Genomic DNA, 23,898 nt, shown 5'->3' on the forward strand with positions numbered 1-23,898 from the left:
CCGACTTACGGGGGAGGCCGGGTGGGGGTATTGGCAGATTGCGACACCCTTTGCTTTCGACCCTCAACCCGCCTATGGTCCGCGCGAATTTTCCGCCGCAGACTTGTCCAATGTCCGATCCCGTTCGTCCCCTCCCGCAACCTGGCATTCTCGATATTGCGCCCTATCTGCCCGGCAAGGCCGGGGCGCCGGGAAGCAAGGCGATCAAGCTTTCGGCCAATGAGTCTCCGCTTGGGGCCAGTCCCAAGGCCATCGAGGCCTTTGCCGCGGCCGCGCAGCAGCTCGAAATCTATCCGGAAGGGTCGTCGCGCCTGTTGCGCGAGGCGCTGGGCGAGGTGCATGGGCTCGATCCGGCGCTGATCGTTTGCGGCAATGGGTCGGATGATCTCCTCCACCTTCTGGCGCAGACTTATCTTGGCGAAGGCGATGAGGCGGTGATGAACCGCTATGGTTTTTCAGTTTATCCGATCATCACCCAGGCAGCCGGCGCCCGCATCGTCATGGTCGACGAGACGGATTTCACCGCCGATGTCGACGCGCTGCTTGCCTCCGTGACGCCGCGCACCAAGGTGGTGTGGCTCGCCAACCCGAACAACCCGACCGGCACCTATTTGCCCGATGCGGAAGTACGGCGGCTGCATGCGTGGCTTAGTCCCGACATTTTGCTGGTCATCGACAATGCCTATGCCGAGTATGTCACCGCGGACGATTTCACCGTCGGCAGCGATCTAGTGCGTGAGGCCGACAATGTCGTCATGGTGCGCACCTTTTCCAAGATGGGGCTGGCGGCCGCGCGGATCGGCTGGATGTTCGGGCCGGCGCATGTGGTCGATGCCATTCATCGCATTCGCGGGCCGTTCAACGTCAACCTGCCGGCGCAGATGGCAGGAGCGGCTGCAGCGCGGGACACCGAATTCACCGAGCGGCTCAAGAGTTTCAACGCGCAGTGGCGCGACTGGCTGACAGCGGAGCTCGACGGCAACCATATGCGCGTCATTCCGAGCCAGGCGAATTTCATCCTGGTGCAGTTTCCCGATGCCGAGCATGCGGCTCTGGCGTTCACGACCTTGCTGGAGCGGGGGCTGGTGGTGCGCGAGGTCGGCGCCTCCTACGGCATCCATGATGCCTTGCGCATTTCGATCGGCAGTGAGCAAGCCATGCGCGGCGTGGCTGGCATTCTACAGGCTTTGGTGAAGGTCGGATGAGCGCACAATTCAAGAAACTTGCGCTGATCGGTATCGGCCTGATCGGGTCCTCGATCGCGTTAGCGGCGCGCCGGCATCGTCTTGTAGAGACGATCGCTATCGCCACGCGGCGGGCGGAAACGCTGGACGAGGCGCGGGCGCTTACTCTGGGCGACATCTATACGCTCGATGCCGCCGAAGCGGTGCGCGGCGCTGATCTCGTGATCCTCTGCGCTCCGGTTGGCGCCTACGAAGCCTTGGCCAAAACAATTGCGCCGGCGCTGGAGCCGGGTGCGATCTTGTCCGATGTCGGTTCGGTAAAGGCGCATGTGCACAAGGTCGTCGGGCCGTACGTGCCGCCCGGCGTCGCTTTTATCCCCGGTCACCCGCTGGCGGGGACCGAGCATTCCGGGCCCGGAGCAGGCTTTGCGGAGCTTTTCAGCGGTCGCTGGTGCGTGCTGACGCCGGGACCGGAAGTGCCGCAGGAGCAGACCGACAAGCTGGTCGGCTTCTGGCGCGCCATGGGCAGCAATGTGGAATGCATGGATGCGGCGCATCACGACATGGTGCTCGCCATCACCAGCCATGTGCCCCATCTGGTCGCTTATAATATCGTGGGGACCGTGGCCGATCTTGAAGCCGACACCAAGTCGGAAGTCATCAAGTTCTCGGCCTCGGGCTTCCGCGATTTTACGCGTATCGCTGCGTCCGACCCGGTGATGTGGCGCGACGTCTTTTTGACCAATCGCGATGCGGTGCTTGAAATGCTGGGCCGTTTTCTCGAGGATCTTTCGGTGCTGCAACGCGCGGTACGGACCGGCGACGGTCCGGCGCTGGAAGAAATGTTTACCCGCACCCGCGCCATTCGCCGCTCGATCATCAATGCCGGCCAGGAAACCGCAGCTGCCGATTTTGGCCGCCCGCATGAGGCGGCGCCGGCAACTTTAAGAGAGAGCGACGAGGCTTAAGGCTCCTTCTTGTTCCTCTCCCCATCGGGGAGAGGTGGCTCGGCGTAGCCGAGTCGGTGAGGGGGATCTCTCCACCCTCGCTGAAGCATCCCCCTCATCCGGCGCTGCGCGCCACCTTCTCCCCGAGGGGGGGAGAAGAATCAGAAAAGGCTCGGCAGGGCGGAGATGGGCACGAGGCCTGAGCTCAGGCCGCCGTTGGCGAAGCTGAGCTGGTTCTTGTGGCGGCCGTCTTCGCCCGGAACGCCGAGAACCAGGGTACGCCAGGGCTCCTGGATGAACGGGCCGATGCGTTCGGCGACACCTTTGGAGTCGATGGCGAGGGACCCGGTTGGATAGCCCGCTTCGTCAAGCGCGAGGTCACCGGTGGCCGAAAGATCGGAAACGCCATCATTGGCGCGAACGGCAACGAGGCTGAGCTTGCCGCCGGCCTGCTGCCAATCCTCAAGCAGTGGCGCGGCACCCCAGTTGCGGATGTCGTCGGGCAGGCCGGTGAGCTCAGCCTCGATCTCGGCCGTGGTCTGCGCCAACTCGATGCCGGGCACTTCAACGTCGCTGGCGCTGACATAGGCGGCGAGCGCGGCACGGCCGGTGGCGGGGTCATGGAGTTCCGGCATGTCGAGGAGGTGCGCTTCGAGGTGCCCGCTCTTGCTAATCAGGGCATTGCCGAAGAGCGTGTCGTTCCAGCTCAGCCCGTCGCCTTCAACCGACAGCCGGGCGATGCGCCAATTCTCGATGCGAAGGCTGGCATCCAGTGCGGTCCAGCTCACTTCATTGCGCCCGCCGGTGAAGGCGTCGGAAATTTCGGCGGGGCCCGCGGCGGACGCCAGCACGTGGTTGGGACGATAGGCGAGGACGCTGGCGCGCAGATCGGGAACGGTCACCATCAGATCGCCGCTGACCAGCGTGGCGCCGGCACAACGGACGTCGAAGTTGAACGGATAGCCGCCGATGTCGAGCGTCGCACAGGTGAGCTGCGGCGCCGTTTCCCCGTCGGCCAGAGCCAAAGCATCAACCTGCGTCTTGATCTGCGACGAGACAAAGAGCCAGGCGCCGCTCCACAGAACGACCAGGGTCAGAAGGATCGAGCCGAGAATGATGATTCGCTTTTTCATGGCTTCGTCTTACCCTTGTGCCGCCCGTGTCAGAAGCGGGTTTGCGCCTTGCCGCGGATTTGCCATCAATGCCGGGTCTGGCATTGTCGCCGGGAGACGGGCACTATCGTGATCAAATCGGGTCAAGCCATGACGTCGACGCAAAGCAATACAGTCTGGGTTTTCGGCTACGGCTCGCTGATCTGGAACCCGGGCTTTGTGTTCGTCAGTTCGCAGCTCGGACTTTTGCGCGGCGCGCACCGGTCCTTGTCGATCATTTCGCATTATCATCGCGGCACGCGTGAGCAGCCAGGCCTTGTGTTCGGTTTGACGCGCGGTGGTTCCTGCCGTGGCATGGCTTTCGAGGTTGCGACGGAGAGCTGGGCCGAGACGCGCGCCTATCTCAATGCGCGTGAACTGGTGACTTCGGTTTATCGCGACGTCATGCGCCCGGTCGTGCTCTCCGATGGCCGTCGTGTCATGGCGCTGACCTATGTGGTGGACGAGGCGCATGAGCAGTTTGCGGGGGTGCTGACGACGGAGCAGCAACTAGCGATGATCCGCGCCGGTGTCGGCATTTCGGGCCGCAATGTCGATTACGTGCTCAATACTGCGCGTCATCTCGAACAGCTCGGCATCCGGGACCGGGCGCTGATGGAGCTGGCGGACGCGCTGGAAACAGGGCTTGAAGGTCAGGCCGCCTGAGCGGTTATGGCTTGCACGGGATAAGCATTTTCCAGATCCCAGATGGCGGCCATGCGGTCGTGCGGCGCGGGCATGCGCAGGACTTCGGTGGCGCAATCAAGCGCCAGGCGGCAGCGGGTGCGGCTCATTGGATCGGCAACTAGTTCTTCAGTTGACCCGACCCAAAGCGGCAGGCCACCCTTGGCGATCACATAAAGATCGGTTTCGCGCATGGCGAAGTTTTCGAGATTGTCATGGGTCAGCTCATAACGCCGTCCCGAGCGTCCCTGCCATTCCGACCTGCGGCTCCGGCCGCTGTCGCCCCGCTCGAACACTACCATCATCGGCACCATGGTCGCTCTCCCGTTCTTAAGAACAAAAGTAGAACGTATTTTATGGAACGTCAAGCTGCGGTGTTCTTACGCAGAAGATCGAAACGCTGCTTGAGCCGATCGTCGAGCGGACGCGCTATCCCCGATTCCAGCGCTTCGAGAGCCAGGCGGTTGCTTTCGGCCTCGATGACGGAGCGCAGCCGCTCGGTGAAGACGTCGGGCGGAAGGCCGGGTTCGATTGCCGGAAGAAAACGCGCCTTGGCGGTGCCGGGCCAGATTATAGGACTATTGCGGCCCCAGTAGAGGCCCGAGTTGAGGGCGACCGGCACAACCGGAACACCGAGCGTCGTGTACATCCGGACAATACCCTGGCGGTATTCGGCCGGGGCTAAGGCAGCCTTACGGGTGCCCTCTGGATAGATGACGATCTGGCACCCACGCTCGGCGGCCGCCTTGGCCTGCGCCAACATCTGCGGAATGGCTTGGGCGCCGCGTTTGCGGTCGATCTCGATGCAATCCAGCGAACGCGCGGCCCAGCCGAAGAAGGGGATTTGCATCAGCTCCTTCTTGGCGATGTAGGCGGGGCGGACGAGATGGGGAAAGATCGCAAAGATATCCCAGTCCGATTGGTGCTTGGAGCCGACGATCGAGCCGCCGGGCGGAATGTTTTCGGCGCCTTCGACTTCGGTCCGCACACCGCAGATGACCCGCAGCAGCACAAGGCTCGAAGCGCACCAGTATTTGGCGATGCCCCAGCCGAAAGCCGTGCGCTCGGCAAAGAGCCCGACCGTGCCCGCGATCAGCGCGCAGATCGTCGTATTGCCGATAAAGAGGGCGTAAAAAATCGCCGTGCGAACGGCCTGGATGGCGGTGCGGATCGACTGACCCATTTCAGGAAGCCTCGCTCAAGTAACGCCGCACCGTCGTGCGCGAGGTCACCGCGGTCAAGACCGCGATCACTGGTACAACCGCAAGAATGAAGACGAGGCCGGTCCAGCCAAGGAGGAAGTCACCGAAAAGAACGCCGACCTGCGCGGTGGCCTCGCTGGGAAGGACGCTGTTGGCAGCGGTGCCGATGACGAGGAAGAAGAGGATGGCCAGCAGCGCGCCCAGGATCCCGCCCTGGAGGCCGATCGAAAGGAAGCGCCCCTGGAAGGCACCGGCGATGAACTTGTTGGAGGCGCCGATGAAGTGGAGAACGTCGACGATCTCGCGATTGGAGGCCATGGCGCCGCGAGTGGCGAAGACGATGGCCAGAACCGTGGCAACGCCGATGAGCCCGAGGATCAGGAGGCCCGAGATTACCACCGTGCCGGCCATGACATTGAGCTGTTCGCGCCATGCGGCGTGCGTGTCGAGACTGGCGCCGTTGATGGCTTGGAGGTTGCGCTGCAGCTGCTCGACATCGGCGTCCACGGGGTCGGTCAGCTGCACGACGATGAGGCGCGGGATGTCGATGGCGGAAAGATCAAGGCCGGCACCGAGCCATGGCTCGAGCAGGGCCTGGCTTTCTTCCACCGTCAGGGCGCGCGCGGCGCCGACGCCCGGGGTCGATTGCGCCAGCGACACGGCGGTGCGCAGATTGGATTCCATCACCTCGCCCTCGACCGGGCGCAGCTGAATGGTCATTTCGCGGCCAACGTCGGCAGACCAGGCAATGGCCGATTTTTGCACCAGCACAACGCCGCCAAGCGTCACGGCGGACAAAAACGCCATGATAGTGATCAGCAGCAGCAGCGTGCGGCCGGCCACGGACTTTTCCGGCACGATTGGCGCGGCGCCGCCACGGCGCGGCAGCAGGCGAAGCAATTGCCTAATCATGGATGGTCAACTCCCCCTTGTTGAGCACCATGCGCGGATAAGAAAAGCGATCGAGCAACGGCAATTCGTGGGTCGCCAGAATAATAGTCATGCCCAGCGTGCGGTTGAGCTCGGCGAATAGGTGCACGAGGCGGCTCGAAAGGTCTGGGTCGACATTGCCGGTGGGCTCGTCGGCGAGCAGCACTTTTGGCCGGGCGATCACGGCACGGGCGATGGCGGCGCGCTGTTTTTCGCCGCCCGAAAGGAGCGTTGGGAGCGCATGCATGCGTTCGCCGAGACCGACCCATTCGAGAAGTTCGACCACATTGGGCCGGTATTCGCTTTCCGGCTGGCCGAGGACGCGGAGGGGCAGGGCGACGTTTTCGAAGGTCGTCAGGTGATCGAGGAGGCGAAATTCCTGGAACACGATGCCGATGTGGCGGCGCAGCTGCAGCAGCCGGTCTTGGTCGAGCTTGCCCACATCCTCGTCGAACATGGTCACCCGGCCGCGGCTGGGCTTGAGCGCCAGAAGCAGCATGCGCAAGAGCGAAGTCTTGCCGGCGCCGGACGGTCCGGTCAGGAAATGAAACGAGCCGGGCTCGATCGAAAAGGTGAGGTCTTTGAGGATTTCCGGACCATTGCCGTAGCGCAGGCCCACATCGGAAAATTCGATCAAGAACGGGTGCTCCCAGTTCACACCGGCGGTGTGGCGGCGCCAAGGGCGAATCAGCCTTTTGCCGCATCATAGCAGCCGTGACCAAGTCCTGCGGCTCTGGCCAGCTTTGGCTGGGGGAAAGCGGCACAATTTTGGTGAAATCAGGGGTTTGAGGAGTTTTAACCCGGGTCCGTTAGGGTCGCGGTTTAAAGCCCAAGGTTTTTCCGCCCTCCATGATCATCACCTGTCCGCATTGCCAGACCAAGTACCAGGTGACCTTCGAGGCCATCGGCTCGGCAGGGCGCAAGGTGCAATGCGCCCATTGCGGGCAGGCCTGGGACCAGCGTCCGCTGGCGCCAGCCGAGCCCGAGATCGAGGATGATCGGCTTTTCGACCAGATGGCGGAAGATGCACTGGACGAAGTGATGGCCGCCGAAGAGCAGGCCGTTGCCGCCGAAAAGGCTGCCACGCGGCCGCCGGCGCCTGTTGCCGAAACTGCCCCGCCACGCGCGCCCGATGCGGCCGAGTTGCGAAAGCGGCAGGCCGCGTTTTCGCGCCGGCAAAGCGCGGTGAGTTCGCGGCTGCCATTGGCGCGGCTGCGGCGGGCGGCGCGGGTGGTCGGTGTCGTGCTATGCGCCAGTCTGGGCGTCGGTGCCTATTTCGGACGCGCTCAGTTGGTGGAGCGCTATCCAGACCTTGCGGGCGTCTATGAAGCCATGGGCATCGGCGTCAATGTCGTGGGTCTCAACTTTGCCGAGGTGGCAACGCTCAAGACCTTGTCGAACGGCAGCGAAGTGCTGATGGTTTCGGCCCAGATCGTGGGGCTGCAAACGCAGCCGGTGCCGGTGCCGCCGGTCGTGGTGAGCCTCCTCGATGACGGGGGCCGCGCCATCTACGAGTGGAGCGTCGTGCCGCAGGTGCCTGACCTGATGGCTGGCGAGCGCGCCACGTTCGACACCCGCCTTTCGCAGCCGCCAGGCGAGGCCGTGCGTGTGCGCCTGAGCTTTGCCGGCGACTCAGTGCAATCGCCTGTGCAGGCTGGGGGGCATGAAACGCCCTCTGCTGCTGCGCCGGCCGAGCCATCACACGCTCCACCCGAGCCGAGCGCGCCCGCAGCGGCGGCGCATGGCGCCCCTGAACACCACTAAAGAGAAGACCCTTGGCCCGTATCCTCCTCGCCGAAGACGATCCTTCCGTTCGCGCCTTCGTGGTCAGTGCCCTCACCATGAAGGGTCACGAGGTCGTCGCCGAAGAAGATGGCGGCCTTGCCGCCGAAACAGCCGATGCCGAGGGCGGGCGCTTCGACCTGCTGCTTTCCGACATAAAGATGCCCGTGATGGACGGCATCGCCCTCGCGCTCCATGTCGGCGCGCTCTATCCGGACGTCACGATCCTCTTGATGACCGGCTTTGCCGACCAGCGCGAGCGCGCCCATGGGCTCGATGCGCTGATCTACGACGTCATCACCAAGCCGTTTACGTTGGCGGATCTCCTGGCCAAGGTGGATGACGCGCTGGCGGGCAAGCCCGTCGAGGTGGTGAGCTTGGGACGGCGGGAGTTGGGGGAGTAGGCAGACCCCCACCCAACCTCCCCCGGAAGACGGGGGAGGAGCTCGATCGAGTTAATCCCACCAGCCGGACTCCTCCCCCTCCTTCAAGGGGAGGTTGGGTGGGGGTTCTAGGAGACCCTTAAACCCAGTCCGGCACGCTATCGAGCGCCAGCAATTCCTCTAGCGACTTGCGGGGGCGGATGACGTGCCACCTTGCTCCGTCCACCAGAACTTCAGGGATCAGCGGGCGGGAATTATAGGTCGAGGCCATGACCGCGCCATAGGCGCCGGCGCTCATCACGGCGAGAAGGTCGCCTTCCTTGACGCCGGCAATGGTGCGGCCCTTGGCAAGGTAGTCCCCGGTTTCGCAGACCGGGCCGACGACGTCGCCGGTGATGGGCGGCAGGTTGGATGGGTTGACGGGCTGAATGTCGTGATGCGCCTCGTAAAGGGTTGGGCGGATGAGGTCGTTCATCGCGGCATCGACGATGATGAAATCGGCCTCGCCGGTCTTCACATATTCGACCTTGGTGACGAGGATGCCGGCATTGCCGACAAGCAAGCGACCTGGCTCGATGACCAGCGAACAGCCGAGTTGCCCGACTTTTTCGCGCACCATGGCGGCATAGGCCTCCGGCAGCGGCGGCGCGTCTTCTTCGGGGTCATAGGGGATGCCGAGGCCGCCGCCGACATCGACATGTTCGATGTGGTGGCCATCGGCGCGGAGGACGCCGACAAGCTCGGCCATCAGCGCGAAGGCGTCACCGAACGGTTCGAGATCGGTGATCTGGGAGCCGATATGCATGTCGACGCCGACGGCTTCGATATTGGGCAGTGCAGCGACGCGGCGATAAACGTCGCGCGCCCGCACGAAGGGGATGCCGAACTTATTCTCGCTCTTGCCGGTCGAGATCTTGGCATGGGTTTTGGCATCGACATCGGGATTGATGCGGACCGAGACGCGAGCGGTCAGACCCATGTCGGCGGCGATCAACGACAGGCGTTCAAGCTCAGGTTCGCTTTCGACGTTGAAGCACTTGATGCTGACCTCGAGGCCGCGCCGCATCTCGGCAACGGTCTTGGCGACGCCGGAGAAGACGATCTTGTTCGGGCTGATGCCCGCGGCCAGGGCGCGCTCGAGCTCGCCCAGCGAAACAACGTCGGCGCCACAGCCTTCCGAGGCCATGAGCTTGAGCACGGCCTGGTTGGAATTGGCCTTCATGGCATAGGCCATCAACGTCGGAATGCCCGCAAAGGCTTCGCGCAGGACGCGCACATGGCGGCGGAGCGTGGCGCTGGAATAGACGTAAAAGGGTGTGCCGACTTGTCCCGCCAGAGCGTTGATGTCGACGTCCTCGGCATAAAGCACGCCGTCGCGGTGATTGAAGTGGTGGACCATTCGTCGGTTCCTGCCTTCCCTCTCCCCTTGCGGGAGAGGGTGCCCGGAGGGCGGGTGAGGGGTGGCGCTCGAGACCCCTCATCCGGCGCTGCGCGCCACCTTCTCCCGCGAGGGGAGAAGGGGGTCCGGTGCGTGTCTAGTGCAGAGCCGGAAAAAACAAAAGCGGCTTAGCGCTCGAAAGCGGTTTCGATCCGGTCGGCAACCAAGTATTGCAGGCGCCAGAGATGCGGGTCGTGGATGCCCATCTGTTCGAGATGGTCGACGGTCTGGTGCAGGTATTCGGCCATGGAGCCGCGGCTGCCTGTGGCCTTGGCGAGGACATCGGCGACTTCGGCTTCGCTGAGACCGGAAACATAGCGGCCGGATTGGCGATCGATGCAGAAGGTCAGCGCCCGCATGCGGTGGTCGCCGCTTTGCACGGTAACCCAGCGGGGCGGAAAGGCGGAAGGCAGCCAAGCCATTTCGCGCTCGAACAGCTGGATCAGGCACTCTTCGACGCGATTGGCCGGCAGGCGATAAGCAACGCCCTTGCAAGCGCCGCCACGGTCGAGTGCCAGCATGAGGCCCGGATTTTCGTCGCTGCCGCGCCAGCGATTGTTCCAGCCGAGGCAGAAGGCCCGGTGCCAGCCGCGGACCACGCCGGTGCGCATCTCGACGAAGTCGCAGGCCGGTTTCCAGATCAGCGAGCCATAGGCAAAGACCCAGATTTCGCCGGGATCATCGATCTGAGCCATGAGCCGCGCGATGGTGGCACGATGATCGTCGACGGTCGCCGCATGATAGCCCTCGGGCGGCGCCGGCATGTCCTCGGTGGTCTCGGGCGGCTGCACATAGGCGACGTGACGGGCGGTAAGGCGCATCTGTCGCGGGTTCCGGGGCATTGGCGATCCAAATCAGTCCAAAGATCGGATCAGACTAAAACGATGTCCAAATCATTCAACCCCGCCATCGCCATGGCCGCCATGCTTGCGCTTAGCCAAAGGTTTGGGCTCGTGGGTTTCGCCGGTCAGCTGGGACTTCCAGCGCGCGGCTTGTTCGAGGACATTGGCGGGCGCCGTGCCGCCATAGGATTTGCGAGCGGCGACCGAGGCTTCCACGGTCAGCACCTTGTGGATGCGCGAATCGATGCGCTCATCGACCTGCTTGAAGTCCTCGATGGTAAGGCCTTCAAGCCCGCAGTTCTTGCCTTCGGCCAATGCCACGATCTGCCCGGTGATGTGGTGGGCGTCGCGGAAGGGAATGTTGAGTTCGCGCACCAGCCAATCGGCGACGTCGGTGGCGGTGGAGAAACCTGCCGAGGCCGAAGCGCGCATGCGGTCGCGATTGGGCTGCATGTCACCGACCATGCCGGTCATCGCGGCCAGCGACAGAGACAGGGCATCTAGAGCGTCGAAGGCGACTTCCTTGTCTTCCTGCATATCCTTGGAATAGGCGAGCGGCAGGCCCTTCATGACGACGAGCAAGGAATTGAGTGCGCCCAGGATGCGGCCGATCTTGGCGCGAACCAGTTCCGCAGCGTCCGGATTGCGCTTTTGCGGCATGATCGAGGAGCCGGTGGTGAACTTGTCCGAAAGCCGGATGAAGCCGAACTGGGCGCTCGACCAGATCACCATCTCCTCGGCAAAGCGGGAGAGATGCATGGCACAGATCGAGGCGGCGGCGAGGGTTTCGAGAATGAAATCGCGGTCCGAAACCGCATCGAGCGAGTTGGCGGTCGGCCGGTCGAAGCCGAGCGCTTGGGCCGTTGCAAGGCGGTCGATGGGGTAGGGGGTGCCGGCCAGCGCTGCCGAGCCCAGCGGATTTTCGTTGAGGCGTTTGCGGGCATCTTCGAGCCGGCCGGCATCGCGGCCGAGCATTTCGACATAGGCGAGAAGGTGGTGGCCGAAGGTCACCGGCTGGGCGTTCTGGAGATGCGTGAAGCCGGGCAAAATGGTTTCGGCTTCTTCTTCGGCCCGGGCCACAAGACCAAGCTGCAATGCGCGGATCTGGCCGACCAGCGTGTCGATATAGTCGCGCACATAGAGCCGGAAATCGGTGGCGACCTGATCATTGCGCGAGCGCGCCGTGTGGAGGCGTCCGGCGGCATCGCCGATCTTTTCGCGCAGGCGCGATTCGACGTTCATATGGATGTCTTCGAGCGCCCGCGAAAAGGTGAAGCTGCCACCCTCGATTTCGCCGAGCACCTCGTCTAACCCTTGCAAGATGGCGTCGCGATCGTCTCGCGTCAAAATGCCCATGGCTTCGAGCATTGTCGCATGGGCCTTCGATCCGGCAATATCCTGGCGATAAAGGCGCTGGTCGAAACCGATCGAGGCGTTGATTTCTTCCATGATGGCGTCGGGTCCGGAAGCGAACCGGCCGCCCCACATCTTGTTGCTCATCTTTATGCCTTTTTCGGAGTTGCCCATGTCGAATTCCAGCGCAGCCCAAACCGGTCGCAAACGCTGGATGCTGCCGGTGACGCTGGCAGGTGCGGTCTTGGCGCTAGCTATAGCTTCGTGGATTTATCTGGGCAATGCCGCCCAGGCCATGTCTTGTCCGGCACAGGGTCCTGCCGCGCAGGTGATCGACGCGGCCGCCACGGGTGAACTTGCGGCACTGATGGGAACCGGAACCGGCCGCGGCTATCAGGACATGGCGTTCAAGGACGCGTCGGGGGCGGACAAGACCATCGCCGATTTCAAGGGCAAGGCGCTGCTGGTTAATTTCTGGGCCAGCTGGTGCGTGCCCTGCCGGGAGGAAATGCCGGCGCTCGATGCGATCGCGACGCAGTACAATTCGGACAAGTTCGAAGTGCTGCCGATCAATCTCGATATCGGCGAGGGCGGCCTCCTCAAGGCGCAGGAGTTTTTGGCCGAGGGTCAGTTCCAAAACCTGCCACTTTATGCCGACAACACTTTTGCCGCTTTCGATCGGCTGAAGCGCGAAGCGGTGGCGGTGGGCCTGCCGGCGACATTGCTGCTCGATGCCGACGGATGCGAGCTGGCGGTCCTGCAGGGACCGGCGGAGTGGCACAGCCCGGATGGCGAGGCTGTGGTCAAGGCGCTGATGGGGTTGCGGGGCTAAACCACCCCTCATCCGGCGCTGCGCGCCACCTTCTCCCGCAAGGGGAGAAGGAAAACGAGATGGTGCCTCATCAGCCTTCTCCCCCTGCGGGAGAAGGTGCCCGAAGGGCGGATGAGGGGGTATCTCAGGCCTGCTTGTCGACCTTGAGGCCCTGGCCCGGCGGTGGGGCGCTGGGGGTGGAGCCCATCAGCATGGTGATGAGGTTCATCTCCATTTCGTGGCTCTTTTTGGCGACGGCAATCTGGACCGATTGCTGCGTCTGGGCAGCGCGGGCGGTCAGGAGATTGCTGGCGAGGTCGGTGTTCATCGCCTGATCCTATGCCGTTGGCGTTAAGATCTCGTCAGCGCCCGCCCCAGAGCACGACGCCTTTTCGCCGCAGCAGCGGCGCCAGCACCACGCCCGCCGCAAAGCCGCCGATATGGGCCCACCAGGCCACAGGCTCATCGGAGCCGACCAGAACATAGAAAAACTGGCTGGCGATCCAGAAGCCCAGCATCCAGAAAGCAGGAACCGGCAGCGGGATCAGCCAGACAATGCGCGCGAGAACAAAGACGCGGGCATGGGGATAAAGCAGCACGTAAGCGCCCATGATGCCGGCCACGGCACCGGAGGCGCCGATCAACGGGCCATTGCCATTGATGTTTAAAAGAAGATGCGCGAGCGCGGCCAGCACCGCGCAGGCAATGTAGAAAAAGAGGTATTTGGCGTGGCCCAGCGCGTCCTCGATATTGTCGCCGAAGACCCAGAGAAACAGCATGTTGGTGAGGAGGTGCAGCCAGTCGGCATGCAAGAAGGCGTAGGTGACGAGGTTCGCCCAATCCGGCAGCCACGGCACCGGCTGGGGATAAAGGTCGCGCACGACGATCGGGATCATGCCGAAGTTGATCGCCGCTGCCTCAAAGGCGGCGGGCGGTAGCGTCGACTGGATCAGGAAGATCAGAACCGTGAGCGCAATCAGCCCATAATTGACGAAGGGCAGGCGCACATGGCGGATCGGATTGCTGTCGTGGAGGGGCAGAAACAGGGCAAACTCCTTCAGGGGAAGGAAGCTCAGCCCTTCTTGTCCACGTCACCATAATTGCCCGGCACCCACAAGACATCGGCAGCGCCATTGTTGTTGGCAACCCGCGACAGAACGAACAGCAGGTCCGAGAGGCGGTTGAGGTATTTTATCGTTTCCCGATTGGTGTCGGGCTCGGCTTCGACCAAAGCGGAGACGAGCCGCTCGGCGCGCCGGGTCACGGTGCGGGCGATATGAAGGCTTGCGGCCAGCGCCGAACCGCCGGGCAAAACGAAGCTGGTGAGCGGGGTAAGATCGGCATTGAAGCGGTCGATCGTGGTTTCGAGCCATGCCGTCTGCACCGGACGGACGCGAAGGCTGGGATATGGGGCGGCCGGATCGTCGGTGCCGGGCGTTGCGAGGTCGGAGCCGACGTCGAAGAGGTCGTTCTGCACGCGGGCCAGTACCGCGTCGATTGGGGCGCTGGCATGGAGCCGGGCCTGGCCAAGCGTGGCATTGGCTTCATCCACCGTGCCATAGGCCTCGATGCGCAAGTCATGCTTTAGCCGCCGTGGACCGCGCACCAGGCCCGTCGTGCCGTCATCGCCGGTCTTGGTATAGATGACGTTGAGCTTGACCATGAAAAGTAGCTCTTAGCCGCCGCGGCCGCCGAAGAAGAACAGTGCGCCCAGCAGCAACACAAGGGCTACGGCCTGGCCGATGACGCGCAGGCGCATCAGGCGCTGGCTGGTATTGCCGGGACCGCCCTTGAGCATGTTCCAAAGGCCCATGCCGAGAACGATGACGACGAAAAGCAGCGCGAGCGCAATGGCGATATTGAGGAGCGTTTCCATCTTTGCCTAAGGGTTGGAGAGAGGAGCAGGTGCTTCATTGATATAGGCAAGGAGGCCGCTCGCCACTGCGTCATAGATGGCACGAATTCGGTGCGAGGTGAACAATTCCCTGTGTGTAGTGAGCCAGATCGGCATGGGCGGGATGTGCAGATCGATCGGGATCACGACGAGGCCCGGGGTTTGCCGTGCCAGCGTCTCCTGCCCGAAGCCGATGCCGAGCCCGGCGCGGATCAGCTCCCACAGATGGGCCTGGTCATCGGAGCGGATGACGAAGTTCTCCCGCTTGAGCTCGAAGCCGAGCCTGCGCGCATGAAGGATGATGGCGTCGGAGCGATCGAAGCCGAGGAGGTCATGTTCCCAGAGGTCGGCGATTTCCTTGGGCATGCCGCGGCGGGCGAGATAATCTTCATGCGCGACGGGGACGAGGGGGATGTCGCCGAGGTGCCGCGTCACCAGTTCCAGCTGCGTCGGGCGGAACATGCGCACGGCAATGTCGGCCTCCCGCATCAGGAGGTTTTCAGCGGAATCGGAGGGCACGACCTCAATGCCGATGCGAGGATGGGCCGTGCGGATGGCGCCCAGAATTTTGGGCAGGACATAGTTGGAGATCATGAAGCTTGCGGTGATACGCACCGTGCCGCCGGTATCATCCTGCGCGCCTTCGGCAAGGATTGCCGCCTCGGCCAATGAGTTTTGCGCGCGTTGCACCGGCTCATAAAGGCGAAGCGCCGTTCCGTTGGGTTTAAGCCCGTTTAGTGTCCGCTCGAAAAGGGGAATGCCCAGGTTTGCTTCCAGCGTTTCGATGTGCCGGCCGATCGTGGGCTGGCTCATGCTGAGATGTCGCGCGGCGGCCGAGAGCGAGCCCCCAGAGATCACGGCAGCAAAGCTGCGCCATAGCGCCCAGTCTGGTTCTCTATTCATGATTGAATGCTCGACCCACGCTTCTGGCTAATCGCCATTCATTCTTGTAGCGACCATCTTGGGCTCCAGCAACACAAAGGAGCTTTGAGATGAGCAAGGGTAAAGTCACCGTCCTCGGCAGCAATGGCCATATCGGCAACACCGTGATGTGGGCCTTTCGCGATGCCGGCTGGGACGTCACCGGGCTCGGCCGGGTCAACCGCAAGCCGGTCCCGAACACGCGCTTCGTCAAGGGGGATGCCGACGACATCGCGGTGGTGAAGGCTGCGATCGCGGAAGCCGACGTCGTCGTCAATGCGCTCCATCTTCCCTATGACAAGTGGGGCAATAGTGCTGCCGAAGCGCAGCTTCAGGTCGTGCTCAATGCCCTAGAGGAAAGCGGCAAGACGCTGATGTTTCCCGGCACGATCTACAATTATCGCGCCTCTGACCGCCGGCTGACGCCAGACCTGCGGCAAAGCGGAGAAAAGGCGCGCGGACGCATTCGGGAAAACCTCGAGCGCATGATCCGCGCGGGTGCGGAAGCGGGTCATTACAAGGCAATCATCCTGCGTGCCGGGGATTTTTTCGGGCCCGGGCAGCGCGGCGAATGGTTCGAGCAGGCCATGCTGATGGATGCGAGCAAGGGCAAGATTTATCATCTCGGTGACTTGGACAAGCGCCATTCCTGGGCCTATTTGCCGGACCTGGGCCGGGTATTCGTGGCGCTGGCGGAGCAGCGGCATGCGCTGGGCAGGTTCGAGAACTTCCATTTTGCCGGCCATTGGGTCAGCCATGGCGAGATCATGGCCGCGACGGAAGCCGCGCTCGGCCGCGAGCTCAAGGTCACTCCCTTCCCATGGTGGGGCATCCGCCTCGTCGGCCTCGTTAACCCGATCATGCGTGATCTTCATGAGATGCGCTACATCTGGAGCAACGAGATGGAACTCGTGGATGAAAGGCTCGATGCATTGCTGGGGCCGAGCTTTGCAACGCCCTATGAGGTGGCGGTGAAGGCGACGGTGAATGAGTTGATGGGGGCGAAGCAGGCGGCGGCTGCTTGACCGAGTGCCCCCACCCCGCCTCCCCCGTAAGGCGGGGGAGGAGCACCATCTCGCCAAGTCTGCGATCGGACTCCTCCCCCTTCTTAAGGGGGAGGCTGGGTGGGGGTGCTAAAACTTCACCGCCCGCCTCACATCCTCAGCCGTCCACCCCTCCGCCCGCAAATCTCTTAAGCTTTGCGAGCCCTTCGACTTGCTGAGCTTTTCTCCATCATCCCCCAGCAGCAGCCGGTGGAAGAAGTAGATCGGCGACTGCAAGCCAAGGAGCATCTGCAACAGGACATGAATGTCGGTCGCGGCCTCAAGATCGCGACCGCGCGTTACATGCGTGATGCCCTGCGCCGCATCGTCCACCACGACGCTGAGGTGATAGCTCGTCGGCACGTCCTTGCGCTGCAGCACGACGTCGCCCCAGCGCTCGGGCCGGGCATATCGGACTTGCGGTCGGTCAAGCACTGTGGGGCCGACCACGGTGAAGGTCAGCATGCCGACGCGGTTCAATGCCTTCTCGATATCGAGCCGGAACTGAACCGGATCGCCGCGTTCAAGCCGCTCGATACGCGCGGCGTTGGAGAGATGGCGGCAGGTGCCGGGGTAAAGCGGGGCGCCGTCGGGATCGGTACCAACGGAGGCTTCGGCGATCTCGGTCCGGCTGCAGAAGCAGGGATAAAGCAGGTCCATGTCGCGCAGCCGGTTGGCGGCGTCGGCATAAAGTTCGAAGCGTTCGGACTGGATCAGGACCGGCTCGGGCCAGTCGAGATCGAGCCAATGGAGATCATCGAGAATCGCTTCGGTAAATTCGGGTTTACAGCGGTTGAGGTCGATGTTTTCGATGCGCAGATGGGCAGTGCCGTCCAGTTTTTTTGCCGCGTCCCAGGTCACTAACGCCGACAGAGCGTGCCCGAGGTGAAGACATCCATTGGGGCTTGGAGCGAAGCGAAGCTGGGGTTTGGCCATGAGCCATTATAGGAATTCCGAGTGACTGTGACGAGTGAAACCATGCCCCGCATCGATACGCTCGAGGGTGTTGCCTGGCATTTGGATGCCCTCGTGAGCATGGTGCCGCGCCTCGCGCCGATGCGCGACGCCGTTGGCGTGGTCATGCCACGGGTTAACCCGAAACAGTTTGCCGGCATGGCCAAGGTAATTTCCGGGCAGCAGATTTCCGTGCAGAGCGCGGCGGCAATCTGGGGCAGGTTCTCGCTGCTACCCGGCGCGCTCGAGCCCGAGACCTATCTGCTGCTCGATGAAGAAACCGTGCGGGCAGCCGGGTTCTCGCGCAGCAAGTATCTTACCTTGCGCGCGATGTCCGAGGCGGTGGTCGCCGGAGAGCTCGACTTCGATGAAGTCGACAACTTGCCCGGCGATGAAGCCATCAGGCGGCTCGTGGCCCTGCGCGGCATCGGGCCCTGGACGGCAGAGGTATACCTCTTGTTCTGCGCCGCCCATCCCGACATTTTCCCCGCTGGCGACCTGGCTTTGCTCAAAGCGGCTCATCACGGTCTCGGGCTTGACGCTCGCCCGACCATCAAGGAAATGATCGTCATTGCCCATGACTGGTCGCCGCACCGCTCGGTCGCGGCGCTCTTGTTCTGGCGTTATTTCGCTGCTCTCAAGAACCGAGAATCGAGCCTTCTATGATCAAGCTCTCCGGCCCCATGCTTGCGCCGATCAATGGCGGTGCGCCCGACAGCGCCGTGGTGCTGCTGCATGGCTATGGCAGCGACGGCAACGACCTCATTGCCATGGCGCCGCACTTCCAGCACCTCTTGCCGGGTGCGCTGTTCGTCTCGCCGCATGCGCCTCATCCGGCATCGATGACCGGCTTCGGCCATCAATGGTTTCCGATCAGCCTTGAGGAAGGGCGGCTGGCCCAGCGGCAGCTCGGCGTTGCAACCGCGCGCCCGGTGCTGGTCGATTTCCTCCACGACCTCTGGGAGCAGACCAGCGTATCGCCGAACCGCACCATCCTGGCCGGCTTCAGCCAGGGCGCGATGATGGCGCTGCATGTCGGCTTGTCGCTGCCCAAGGAAGAAACCCTCATGGGTGTGATCGGCATCTCGGGCGCATTTCTGCCGCCGGACAATTTCGGCGATCCGTCCCTGGCTCGTCCCCCGGTCTGTCTTGTGCATGGCGACCGGGACGACGTTGTCTCACCCGAGCACAGCGCAAATGCTAACAGTCTGCTAACCAAGTCCTTCCCAGTGCTACGATATCACGTAAGCCGGGGGACTGGGCACGGCGTTTCGCCGGATGGAATCGCCTTCATTGCCAAGTTTATTGAAGAGATCACGAACAAATAAGCCTCGCTGCTGCTTCACACGCCCGACACAAAGGGCTTAGTATAAGGGGGCTATGGACTTACGCGATTCCCGTTTCGGGAGCCTCAAGTGACTATCCATGTGTCGCCTGAGACCTGTCCCGCTCTTGTATTGAACGCCGATTACCGGCCGCTCAGCTATTATCCATTGTCCTTATGGTCTTGGCAGGACGCGATAAAAGCGGTGTGCCTTGATCGGGTGAACATCGTTTCCGAATACGAAACGAAAATCCATTCGCCCAGCTTCGAGATGCGGCTGCCCAGCGTCGTTTCTCTTAAGGACTATGTCAAACCGGCACGGCATCCCGCCTTCACGCGCTTTAATGTTTTCCTGCGCGACCGTTTCCAGTGCCAATATTGCGGTTCGCCGCACGATTTGACCTTCGATCACGTCATTCCGCGCTCGAAGGGCGGTCTCACCACCTGGGAAAACGTCGTTGCCGCCTGCGCGCCGTGTAATCTGCGCAAGGCCAATCGCTTGCCCAGCGAAATCAAGATGTTCCCGCATCAGGCGCCTTACGCGCCGACCGTGCACGACCTCCACAACAATGGCCGCGCCTTCCCGCCCAACCACCTGCACCAAAGCTGGCTCGACTACCTTTATTGGGACATCGAACTCGAACCGTGATCTTGTCTCGTGAATATCCAATAACTATTATTGGGTGAGCAGGAGACGAACATGGCTATTAGTGCAGATCTTGGTGAGGCCTTGGAGAAGGTGGTCACCGACCTTGTCGAGAACGGACGCTACAACTCGAAAAGCGAGGTGTTGCGCGAAGGTGTTAGGCTTGTGCAGGAGCGGGAAGCGCGGCTGCGGGAGCTTGAAAAAAAGATCGCTGCAGGCCAGGCAGATGTCGATGCTGGACGCGTAAAGCCTTTAGAGGAAGTATTTGACCGGCTGATGGCCAAATACGACGCTATGGCGAAAGCTAGCAGTTGATGAGGGTGCGATTATCGCTCCTTGCAGAAAGCGACATAGAGGCAATCGCCGACTACATCGCTCAGGATAGCCCCAAACGGGCACTGAGTTTTACAAGTGAGCTACGCTCTGCCTGTATGGGGCTTGGCGAAGCGCCGCTGCGTTTCGCATTGCTGGAAGTTGCACGACACCGAGGCTACCGCCGCCGCATCCACGGCAACTATGTGATTGTTTATTCGGTAGGCGCAGAAGTAACCATAGTCCGCGTCGTATCCGCAGCCGCAGACTTGCAGGCAATCTTTAACGCCTAGTTGCGCCTGTCGCGGCGGTACTGGAACACAATCGAGGCGATCAGCAGCACGACGATGGCTAGCGAGATCAATGCGTTGTAGCCGGCGAGCGAGAGCCCCAAGAAGCGGAACTGGACGACGTCGCAGCCGATGACCGGCTTGAGGTCGTTGAGTGCGTCGAGGCTGAAGTCGGAGCCGAGGCCGGAGCATGCGGTGGGGCCGGGCCAGAAACCCCATTCGACGCCAGCGTGGAAGGCGCCCATATAGGTGCCCCAGGCGAAAATGGCGAGTACGATCGCCATGCCGATATACCAAACCGGCAAGGGCAGCCTGTTCCAGAGCACGAGGATCAGCGCCAGGAGCGGCAGGCCCCAATAGTAGGCGAGGCGCTGTTCGAGGCAGAGTTCGCAGGGCACGAGGCCGCCGATATATTGCGATCCCAGCGCACCCAGGATGGCAGCGAGGCCAAGAAGAAAGGCAAGACCGGCAGCGATCTTGTCGAGCGGGCGGGCAGGGGACATGGCGATGATCTCAGGTGACGCTGCGATGGGAAGGACTTAGCGCCCGGCTGTGGCAAAAGCCAGATGGCAACAGGCTCGTGATTATTGCTCGTCTACGGCTTTCTTGAGGGCCATGGCGTTCTGCGGCGCGTGCAGTTTGTCCTCATGGACGAAGTAGGCGAAGACGTCGCGGCCAGGCTCGCGCCATGTCGCTATCTCCTTGGCCCAGCTTGCAATATCGGCATCTTCGTAGCCGCTGGCGGCTTCGCGTGCCGGTCCCTGCAGGCGGCAATAGGCGAAGTCCGCGGTAAGTTCACGGCCCGGATTTTCGAGCGTATCGGCGATGACGCGAGCGACGTTGTGTTGAGCGAACAATGCGTTCGCTGCAGGATCATCAAAGCTTTTGTGCCGCGGCTCGATGGCGTGACGGATCGGTCCGATATCACTTGCGCCGAGATAGGGCTCGGATTTTGCGCCATCAGCCTCGCTGGCGAGAGCGAGGTAGGAGGCGCTATCTCTCGGTAAGAGCTCGAGAAAATCGGAGAGCACCTGCGGATCGAAGGCTAGGTTGGGCGGTAGTTGCCAGACGAAGGGGCCCAGTTGATTGCCGAGGGCCAGCGGGCCGGAGGCGAAGAAGTTGGCGAGTTCCTGGCGGCAGTTCTTGAGGCGGCGAATGTGGGTGACGAGTTGCGGACCCTTGATGGAAAACTTAAAGTTTTCAGGGGTTTCGCTGGCCCATTTCTGAAAGCTGGCAGGTTTTTGGTTGGCGCGAAACGTTGCGTTGATCTCGATTGTGGTCAGGTGGCTGGCGGCGTAGCTCAGCTCTTTTTTCTGAACGAGGCCTTGGGGGAAGAAGGTGCCGCGCCAGGGTTCGAACACCCAGCCGGCGGTTCCGGTGCGGACTTCGCCTCGATTTGTCATTCGCATCCCCTCTTTGAGAAGAGAGTGTCGCGACAGATCGGTGTTAGCAATAGGCCGCAAATTGGTAATCATTTTTTGCCTTATTTGAGTGCATGGTGAACGAAGAGTTTCCGGGGGTGTTGTGTGCGCCGATCAACCATCGTTTCTTTTGCCGCAGCGATCCTTACGGGTCTCAGCGCGGCAACCGCTGGCGCGTGTGATGACCTGCGAATGGCGCGCGGTGGCGTGGTCACCGAGGTGGTCGACGGCGATACGGTGATCCTCGATTCTGGGCTGGTGGTGCGCATGATCGGTACGCAGGCGCCGAAACTGCCCTTGGGCAGGGAGGGATATCCGACCTGGCCTTTGGCGCCCGAGGCAAAAACCGAGCTCGAGAACCTGGCGCTCAACAAGACGGTGATGCTGGGCTATGGCGGCGAGGAAAAAGATCGCTATGACCGGGCGCTGGCGCATGTCTTCGTTGAAGAGGGCGGCGACGCCATCTGGGCGCAGCAGCATATGGTCGAGAATGGCCTGGCGCGGGTTTATTCATTTCCAGACAACCGCAAATGCCTTGATCAACTGTTTGCGGCAGAGGCAAGGGCGCGCGTAGAGCGGCTTGGAATCTGGACCGATCCCTATTACAGCGTGCGGGCGGCGGATCGGCCGGCTGATTTGCTCGACCGAGTGGGCGACTATGAATTGGTGGAAGGACGCGTGCTCGTTGCCGAACGCAGCGGATCGCGCGTCTACCTCAATTTCGGGCGCTTCTATAAGGAAGATTTTACGGCCGTGATCGAAGCGCCGGCGCTGCGCCTTTTTGCGGCTGACGGTTTTGATCCGTTGATGCTGGAAAACGCCTTTGTGCGCATTCGCGGGTGGGTGGATGACCGGGATGGTCCGCGCATCGAAATAACCCATCCCGAACAGATCGAGGTTCTGGCGAGGCAATGACCACGCTTTTGGGCAAGAAGGTTTGGCGCATGGGAATGCTGGCGGCGCTGCTGCTGGCCTTGAGCGCCTGCACGTCGCTGACCGGCTCCAACATCAATGTGGCGCGCACGGGTGACAATCCGGCGCCGACCGTCGTACCGGAAGGTACCGACCCCAATGATGACGTACTGGGCCGGCGCGAGCATCCTCGGATCGTTGCGGCCTATGGCGGGGTCTATGAAGACCGGCAGGCCGAGATCATGGTTGCGCGGATCGTCGGGCGCCTCCTTGCGGCTGCCAACCAGCCCAATGTGCAGTTCCAGGTCACCATTCTCGATACGTCCGAGGTGAATGCTTTTGCGCTCCCCGGCGGCTATATCTATGTGACGCGCGGTATTCTGGCACTGGCATCGGATACGAGCGAGCTGGCGGCCGTGCTATCGCACGAGATAGCGCACGTGACCTTGCGCCATGCCCGTGCCCGCACCGACAAGACGCGCAACACGCAGATCGTCGATCGGGTCATCACCGGTATTCTGGGCGGCGACACATCGACCGACGCAACGGCCAACCGGACGCGCGAGCAGCTTGCGGCGTTCAGCCAGAACCAGGAGCTCGAGGCCGATGCCGAGGGCATCAAGTTTGCCGGTAAGGCTGGCTATGACAGCCAGGCGGCGGCGCGCTTCCTGGGCGTCATGAGCCGTTTCGCAGCCTTTTCGGCTGGCGACACCGGCGATGGCGGGTTCCTGTCGTCGCATCCTTCAACGCCATCGCGCATCCAGACGGCTTCGAGCCGCGCGCAGGGTCTGTTCGGGTCATCGGCGGCCGGAGAGACGGATCGGGAAGGTTATCTCTCGGCCATTTCCGGCATGACCTTTGGCGACAGCCCGTCGCAGGGCTCGATCATCGGCCAAAGCTTTATTCATCCGGCCTCCAAGTTCACCTTCACGGTGCCGCAGGGCTATGCGCTGCAGAACTCGCAGAGCGCCGTGGTGGGTGTTGCCGGTGACGGTGAAGCCGTGCGCTTCGATAGCGCCGTGGTGCAGCCCAATATGGCGCTGACCGATTATCTCAAGTCCGGCTGGATCGCCGGGCTCAAGGCCGACACGGTGCAGTCGCAGAGCTTTAACGGCATCGAGATGGCTTCGGGCCTGGCGCAGACGGACCAATGGTTCTTCCGGGTCGCCGTGATGCGACTCGATGGCGAAGTCTATCGCTTTATCTTTGCCGCCAAGAGCGACAGCCAGCGCTTTGCCAGTGGCGCGCAGCAGACGCTGCAGAGCTTCCGCCGCACCGATGCCAATGATCTGGGCAAGATCCGTCAGTTGTCGATCCGGCTGGTCACGGCCAAGGCCGGCGACACGGCGGACAGCGTGGCTACGCAGATGGCCAACATCGCTGGCGGGCGCGACCTCTTCTTTATTCTCAACAACCTTTATCCCGGCGATCCGCTGGTGCCGGGGCAGCGATACAAGATCGTCAGCCGCTAAGG

Annotated in this window: 30 protein-coding genes; 14 read left to right on the forward strand and 16 right to left on the reverse strand. The window is 62.4% G+C overall.

Going from position 1 to position 23,898, the window contains the following annotated elements:
• Positions 1–110: 110 nt before the first annotated feature.
• Both hisC and JI748_RS16880 read left to right on the forward strand, forming a co-directional pair.
• Complete coding sequence (gene hisC / locus JI748_RS16875) at positions 111–1,205, forward strand: histidinol-phosphate transaminase (RefSeq protein ID WP_201633399.1); 1,095 nt, start codon at positions 111–113, stop codon at positions 1,203–1,205.
• Positions 1,202–2,152: a prephenate/arogenate dehydrogenase family protein gene (locus JI748_RS16880; RefSeq protein WP_201633401.1), complete on the forward strand. Its 951-nt coding sequence runs from the start codon at positions 1,202–1,204 to the stop codon at positions 2,150–2,152. The genes hisC and JI748_RS16880 overlap by 4 nt, the downstream gene beginning before the upstream one ends.
• 140 nt (positions 2,153–2,292) lie before the next feature.
• Here JI748_RS16880 and JI748_RS16885 read toward each other — a convergent pair whose 3' ends face one another.
• Entirely contained in the window at positions 2,293–3,264 is a 972-nt protein-coding gene (locus tag JI748_RS16885; RefSeq protein WP_201633405.1) for a DUF2125 domain-containing protein, read from the reverse strand.
• 129 nt (positions 3,265–3,393) lie between these two features.
• On the opposite strand from JI748_RS16885, the gene JI748_RS16890 reads away from it, so the two are divergent.
• On the forward strand, positions 3,394–3,948 hold the full coding sequence (locus JI748_RS16890) for a gamma-glutamylcyclotransferase (RefSeq protein WP_201633408.1): 555 nt from the start codon (positions 3,394–3,396) through the stop codon (positions 3,946–3,948).
• On the opposite strand, the gene JI748_RS16895 is transcribed toward JI748_RS16890, so the two are convergent.
• The 4 genes from JI748_RS16895 to ftsE are packed head-to-tail and all read right to left on the reverse strand — an operon-like array spanning position 3,936 to position 6,735.
• A complete protein-coding gene (locus JI748_RS16895; RefSeq protein ID WP_201633411.1) occupies positions 3,936–4,280 on the reverse strand; it encodes a hypothetical protein in 345 nt (114 codons plus the stop codon). The genes JI748_RS16890 and JI748_RS16895 overlap by 13 nt on opposite strands.
• Positions 4,281–4,330: 50 nt before the next feature.
• On the reverse strand, positions 4,331–5,149 hold the full coding sequence (locus tag JI748_RS16900; RefSeq protein ID WP_201633414.1) for a lysophospholipid acyltransferase family protein: 819 nt from the start codon (positions 5,147–5,149) through the stop codon (positions 4,331–4,333).
• 1 nt (position 5,150) lies between these two features.
• The gene (locus JI748_RS16905; protein ID WP_201633417.1) at positions 5,151–6,080 is read right to left on the reverse strand and encodes a cell division protein FtsX; all 930 of its coding nucleotides are present in this window, start codon (positions 6,078–6,080) and stop codon (positions 5,151–5,153) included.
• On the reverse strand, positions 6,073–6,735 hold the full coding sequence (gene ftsE / locus JI748_RS16910) for a cell division ATP-binding protein FtsE (protein WP_201633420.1): 663 nt from the start codon (positions 6,733–6,735) through the stop codon (positions 6,073–6,075). The genes JI748_RS16905 and ftsE overlap by 8 nt, the downstream gene beginning before the upstream one ends.
• A gap of 212 nt (positions 6,736–6,947) precedes the next feature.
• On the opposite strand from ftsE, the gene JI748_RS16915 reads away from it, so the two are divergent.
• Positions 6,948–7,862, forward strand: a complete 915-nt coding sequence (locus JI748_RS16915; protein WP_201633423.1) for an MJ0042-type zinc finger domain-containing protein — start codon at positions 6,948–6,950, stop codon at positions 7,860–7,862.
• Positions 7,863–7,873: 11 nt separating this feature from the next.
• Positions 7,874–8,284: a response regulator gene (locus JI748_RS16920; protein WP_201633425.1), complete on the forward strand. Its 411-nt coding sequence runs from the start codon at positions 7,874–7,876 to the stop codon at positions 8,282–8,284.
• Between the two features lie 118 nt (positions 8,285–8,402).
• On the opposite strand, the gene lysA is transcribed toward JI748_RS16920, so the two are convergent.
• The 3 genes from lysA to argH form a co-directional block, all read right to left on the reverse strand.
• Positions 8,403–9,662, reverse strand: a complete 1,260-nt coding sequence (gene lysA, locus JI748_RS16925; protein ID WP_201633428.1) for a diaminopimelate decarboxylase — start codon at positions 9,660–9,662, stop codon at positions 8,403–8,405.
• A gap of 167 nt (positions 9,663–9,829) precedes the next feature.
• The gene (locus JI748_RS16930; RefSeq protein ID WP_201633431.1) at positions 9,830–10,522 is read right to left on the reverse strand and encodes a gamma-glutamylcyclotransferase; all 693 of its coding nucleotides are present in this window, start codon (positions 10,520–10,522) and stop codon (positions 9,830–9,832) included.
• Positions 10,523–10,594: 72 nt separating this feature from the next.
• Complete coding sequence (gene argH, locus JI748_RS16935) at positions 10,595–12,043, reverse strand: argininosuccinate lyase (protein ID WP_201633434.1); 1,449 nt, start codon at positions 12,041–12,043, stop codon at positions 10,595–10,597.
• Positions 12,044–12,068: 25 nt separating this feature from the next.
• Between argH and JI748_RS16940 the strand changes: the two genes are divergently transcribed.
• Complete coding sequence (locus JI748_RS16940; protein ID WP_233280569.1) at positions 12,069–12,728, forward strand: TlpA disulfide reductase family protein; 660 nt, start codon at positions 12,069–12,071, stop codon at positions 12,726–12,728.
• Positions 12,729–12,852: 124 nt separating this feature from the next.
• Here JI748_RS16940 and JI748_RS16945 read toward each other — a convergent pair whose 3' ends face one another.
• The 5 genes from JI748_RS16945 to JI748_RS16965 form a co-directional block, all read right to left on the reverse strand.
• Positions 12,853–13,035, reverse strand: coding sequence for a putative motility protein (locus tag JI748_RS16945; protein WP_164532624.1), 183 nt, complete (start codon positions 13,033–13,035; stop codon positions 12,853–12,855).
• Positions 13,036–13,069: 34 nt separating this feature from the next.
• Entirely contained in the window at positions 13,070–13,714 is a 645-nt protein-coding gene (locus tag JI748_RS16950; protein WP_201633437.1) for a rhomboid family intramembrane serine protease, read from the reverse strand.
• 65 nt (positions 13,715–13,779) lie between these two features.
• Complete coding sequence (locus tag JI748_RS16955) at positions 13,780–14,370, reverse strand: cob(I)yrinic acid a,c-diamide adenosyltransferase (protein WP_201633439.1); 591 nt, start codon at positions 14,368–14,370, stop codon at positions 13,780–13,782.
• A 12-nt stretch (positions 14,371–14,382) separates the two neighbouring features.
• Positions 14,383–14,583, reverse strand: coding sequence for a twin transmembrane helix small protein (locus JI748_RS16960; RefSeq protein WP_164532622.1), 201 nt, complete (start codon positions 14,581–14,583; stop codon positions 14,383–14,385).
• Between the two features lie 6 nt (positions 14,584–14,589).
• Positions 14,590–15,504 (reverse strand): LysR family transcriptional regulator, encoded by a 915-nt coding sequence (locus JI748_RS16965; RefSeq protein ID WP_201633442.1) that lies wholly within the window; start codon positions 15,502–15,504, stop codon positions 14,590–14,592.
• A gap of 89 nt (positions 15,505–15,593) precedes the next feature.
• Between JI748_RS16965 and JI748_RS16970 the strand changes: the two genes are divergently transcribed.
• A complete protein-coding gene (locus JI748_RS16970; RefSeq protein ID WP_201633445.1) occupies positions 15,594–16,547 on the forward strand; it encodes an NAD-dependent epimerase/dehydratase family protein in 954 nt (317 codons plus the stop codon).
• A 108-nt stretch (positions 16,548–16,655) separates the two neighbouring features.
• Here the strand turns inward: JI748_RS16970 and gluQRS are convergent, their stop codons facing one another.
• Complete coding sequence (gene gluQRS / locus JI748_RS16975; RefSeq protein WP_201633448.1) at positions 16,656–17,501, reverse strand: tRNA glutamyl-Q(34) synthetase GluQRS; 846 nt, start codon at positions 17,499–17,501, stop codon at positions 16,656–16,658.
• A 21-nt stretch (positions 17,502–17,522) separates the two neighbouring features.
• Here gluQRS and JI748_RS16980 point away from each other — a divergent pair, with 21 nt between their 5' ends.
• The 5 genes from JI748_RS16980 to JI748_RS17000 all read left to right on the forward strand — a co-directional run bounded on the left by JI748_RS16980 (position 17,523) and on the right by JI748_RS17000 (position 20,094).
• Complete coding sequence (locus JI748_RS16980; protein WP_201633449.1) at positions 17,523–18,185, forward strand: DNA-3-methyladenine glycosylase family protein; 663 nt, start codon at positions 17,523–17,525, stop codon at positions 18,183–18,185.
• Positions 18,182–18,847 carry an alpha/beta hydrolase gene (locus JI748_RS16985; RefSeq protein WP_201633452.1) on the forward strand — a complete coding sequence of 222 codons (666 nt, stop codon included), beginning with the start codon at positions 18,182–18,184 and terminating at the stop codon, positions 18,845–18,847. The genes JI748_RS16980 and JI748_RS16985 overlap by 4 nt, the downstream gene beginning before the upstream one ends.
• 87 nt (positions 18,848–18,934) lie before the next feature.
• The gene (locus JI748_RS16990) at positions 18,935–19,492 is read left to right on the forward strand and encodes an HNH endonuclease (RefSeq protein ID WP_201633454.1); all 558 of its coding nucleotides are present in this window, start codon (positions 18,935–18,937) and stop codon (positions 19,490–19,492) included.
• 51 nt (positions 19,493–19,543) lie between these two features.
• Complete coding sequence (locus JI748_RS16995) at positions 19,544–19,804, forward strand: type II toxin-antitoxin system ParD family antitoxin (RefSeq protein ID WP_201633457.1); 261 nt, start codon at positions 19,544–19,546, stop codon at positions 19,802–19,804.
• A complete protein-coding gene (locus JI748_RS17000; protein ID WP_201637471.1) occupies positions 19,804–20,094 on the forward strand; it encodes a type II toxin-antitoxin system RelE/ParE family toxin in 291 nt (96 codons plus the stop codon). Before JI748_RS16995 ends, JI748_RS17000 begins: the two co-directional genes overlap by 1 nt.
• Here the strand turns inward: JI748_RS17000 and JI748_RS17005 are convergent.
• Together JI748_RS17005 and JI748_RS17010 are read right to left on the reverse strand one after the other, a co-directional pair.
• Positions 20,091–20,594: a disulfide bond formation protein B gene (locus tag JI748_RS17005; RefSeq protein ID WP_201633460.1), complete on the reverse strand. Its 504-nt coding sequence runs from the start codon at positions 20,592–20,594 to the stop codon at positions 20,091–20,093. The two genes, JI748_RS17000 and JI748_RS17005, sit on opposite strands and share 4 nt — an antisense overlap.
• Before the next feature lie 81 nt (positions 20,595–20,675).
• Positions 20,676–21,494 (reverse strand): DUF72 domain-containing protein, encoded by an 819-nt coding sequence (locus tag JI748_RS17010; protein WP_201633463.1) that lies wholly within the window; start codon positions 21,492–21,494, stop codon positions 20,676–20,678.
• 123 nt (positions 21,495–21,617) lie between these two features.
• Between JI748_RS17010 and JI748_RS17015 the strand changes: the two genes are divergently transcribed.
• On the forward strand, positions 21,618–22,427 hold the full coding sequence (locus JI748_RS17015; protein ID WP_233280570.1) for a thermonuclease family protein: 810 nt from the start codon (positions 21,618–21,620) through the stop codon (positions 22,425–22,427).
• Positions 22,424–23,896 (forward strand): M48 family metalloprotease, encoded by a 1,473-nt coding sequence (locus JI748_RS17020; RefSeq protein ID WP_201633466.1) that lies wholly within the window; start codon positions 22,424–22,426, stop codon positions 23,894–23,896. Before JI748_RS17015 ends, JI748_RS17020 begins: the two co-directional genes overlap by 4 nt.
• Positions 23,897–23,898 lie beyond the last annotated feature (2 nt).

The organism is Devosia rhizoryzae (genome assembly GCF_016698665.1).
Classification (GTDB): Bacteria; Pseudomonadota; Alphaproteobacteria; order Rhizobiales; family Devosiaceae; genus Devosia; species Devosia rhizoryzae.

Coding starts and splice junctions, on each gene's coding strand:
- hisC (WP_201633399.1), top strand. CDS start 111: ATGTCCGATCCCGTTCGTCCCCTCCCGCAACCTGGCATTCTCGATATT.
- JI748_RS16880 (WP_201633401.1), top strand. CDS start 1,202: ATGAGCGCACAATTCAAGAAACTTGCGCTGATCGGTATCGGCCTGATC.
- JI748_RS16885 (WP_201633405.1), bottom strand. CDS start 3,264: ATGAAAAAGCGAATCATCATTCTCGGCTCGATCCTTCTGACCCTGGTC.
- JI748_RS16890 (WP_201633408.1), top strand. CDS start 3,394: ATGACGTCGACGCAAAGCAATACAGTCTGGGTTTTCGGCTACGGCTCG.
- JI748_RS16895 (WP_201633411.1), bottom strand. CDS start 4,280: ATGGTGCCGATGATGGTAGTGTTCGAGCGGGGCGACAGCGGCCGGAGC.
- JI748_RS16900 (WP_201633414.1), bottom strand. CDS start 5,149: ATGGGTCAGTCGATCCGCACCGCCATCCAGGCCGTTCGCACGGCGATT.
- JI748_RS16905 (WP_201633417.1), bottom strand. CDS start 6,080: ATGATTAGGCAATTGCTTCGCCTGCTGCCGCGCCGTGGCGGCGCCGCG.
- JI748_RS16915 (WP_201633423.1), top strand. CDS start 6,948: ATGATCATCACCTGTCCGCATTGCCAGACCAAGTACCAGGTGACCTTC.
- lysA (WP_201633428.1), bottom strand. CDS start 9,662: ATGGTCCACCACTTCAATCACCGCGACGGCGTGCTTTATGCCGAGGAC.
- JI748_RS16930 (WP_201633431.1), bottom strand. CDS start 10,522: ATGCGCCTTACCGCCCGTCACGTCGCCTATGTGCAGCCGCCCGAGACC.
- argH (WP_201633434.1), bottom strand. CDS start 12,043: ATGAGCAACAAGATGTGGGGCGGCCGGTTCGCTTCCGGACCCGACGCC.
- JI748_RS16940 (WP_233280569.1), top strand. CDS start 12,069: ATGTCGAATTCCAGCGCAGCCCAAACCGGTCGCAAACGCTGGATGCTG.
- JI748_RS16945 (WP_164532624.1), bottom strand. CDS start 13,035: ATGAACACCGACCTCGCCAGCAATCTCCTGACCGCCCGCGCTGCCCAG.
- JI748_RS16955 (WP_201633439.1), bottom strand. CDS start 14,370: ATGGTCAAGCTCAACGTCATCTATACCAAGACCGGCGATGACGGCACG.
- JI748_RS16960 (WP_164532622.1), bottom strand. CDS start 14,583: ATGGAAACGCTCCTCAATATCGCCATTGCGCTCGCGCTGCTTTTCGTC.
- JI748_RS16965 (WP_201633442.1), bottom strand. CDS start 15,504: ATGAATAGAGAACCAGACTGGGCGCTATGGCGCAGCTTTGCTGCCGTG.
- JI748_RS16970 (WP_201633445.1), top strand. CDS start 15,594: ATGAGCAAGGGTAAAGTCACCGTCCTCGGCAGCAATGGCCATATCGGC.
- gluQRS (WP_201633448.1), bottom strand. CDS start 17,501: ATGGCCAAACCCCAGCTTCGCTTCGCTCCAAGCCCCAATGGATGTCTT.
- JI748_RS16985 (WP_201633452.1), top strand. CDS start 18,182: ATGATCAAGCTCTCCGGCCCCATGCTTGCGCCGATCAATGGCGGTGCG.
- JI748_RS16995 (WP_201633457.1), top strand. CDS start 19,544: ATGGCTATTAGTGCAGATCTTGGTGAGGCCTTGGAGAAGGTGGTCACC.
- JI748_RS17000 (WP_201637471.1), top strand. CDS start 19,804: ATGAGGGTGCGATTATCGCTCCTTGCAGAAAGCGACATAGAGGCAATC.
- JI748_RS17005 (WP_201633460.1), bottom strand. CDS start 20,594: ATGTCCCCTGCCCGCCCGCTCGACAAGATCGCTGCCGGTCTTGCCTTT.
- JI748_RS17010 (WP_201633463.1), bottom strand. CDS start 21,494: ATGACAAATCGAGGCGAAGTCCGCACCGGAACCGCCGGCTGGGTGTTC.
- JI748_RS17020 (WP_201633466.1), top strand. CDS start 22,424: ATGACCACGCTTTTGGGCAAGAAGGTTTGGCGCATGGGAATGCTGGCG.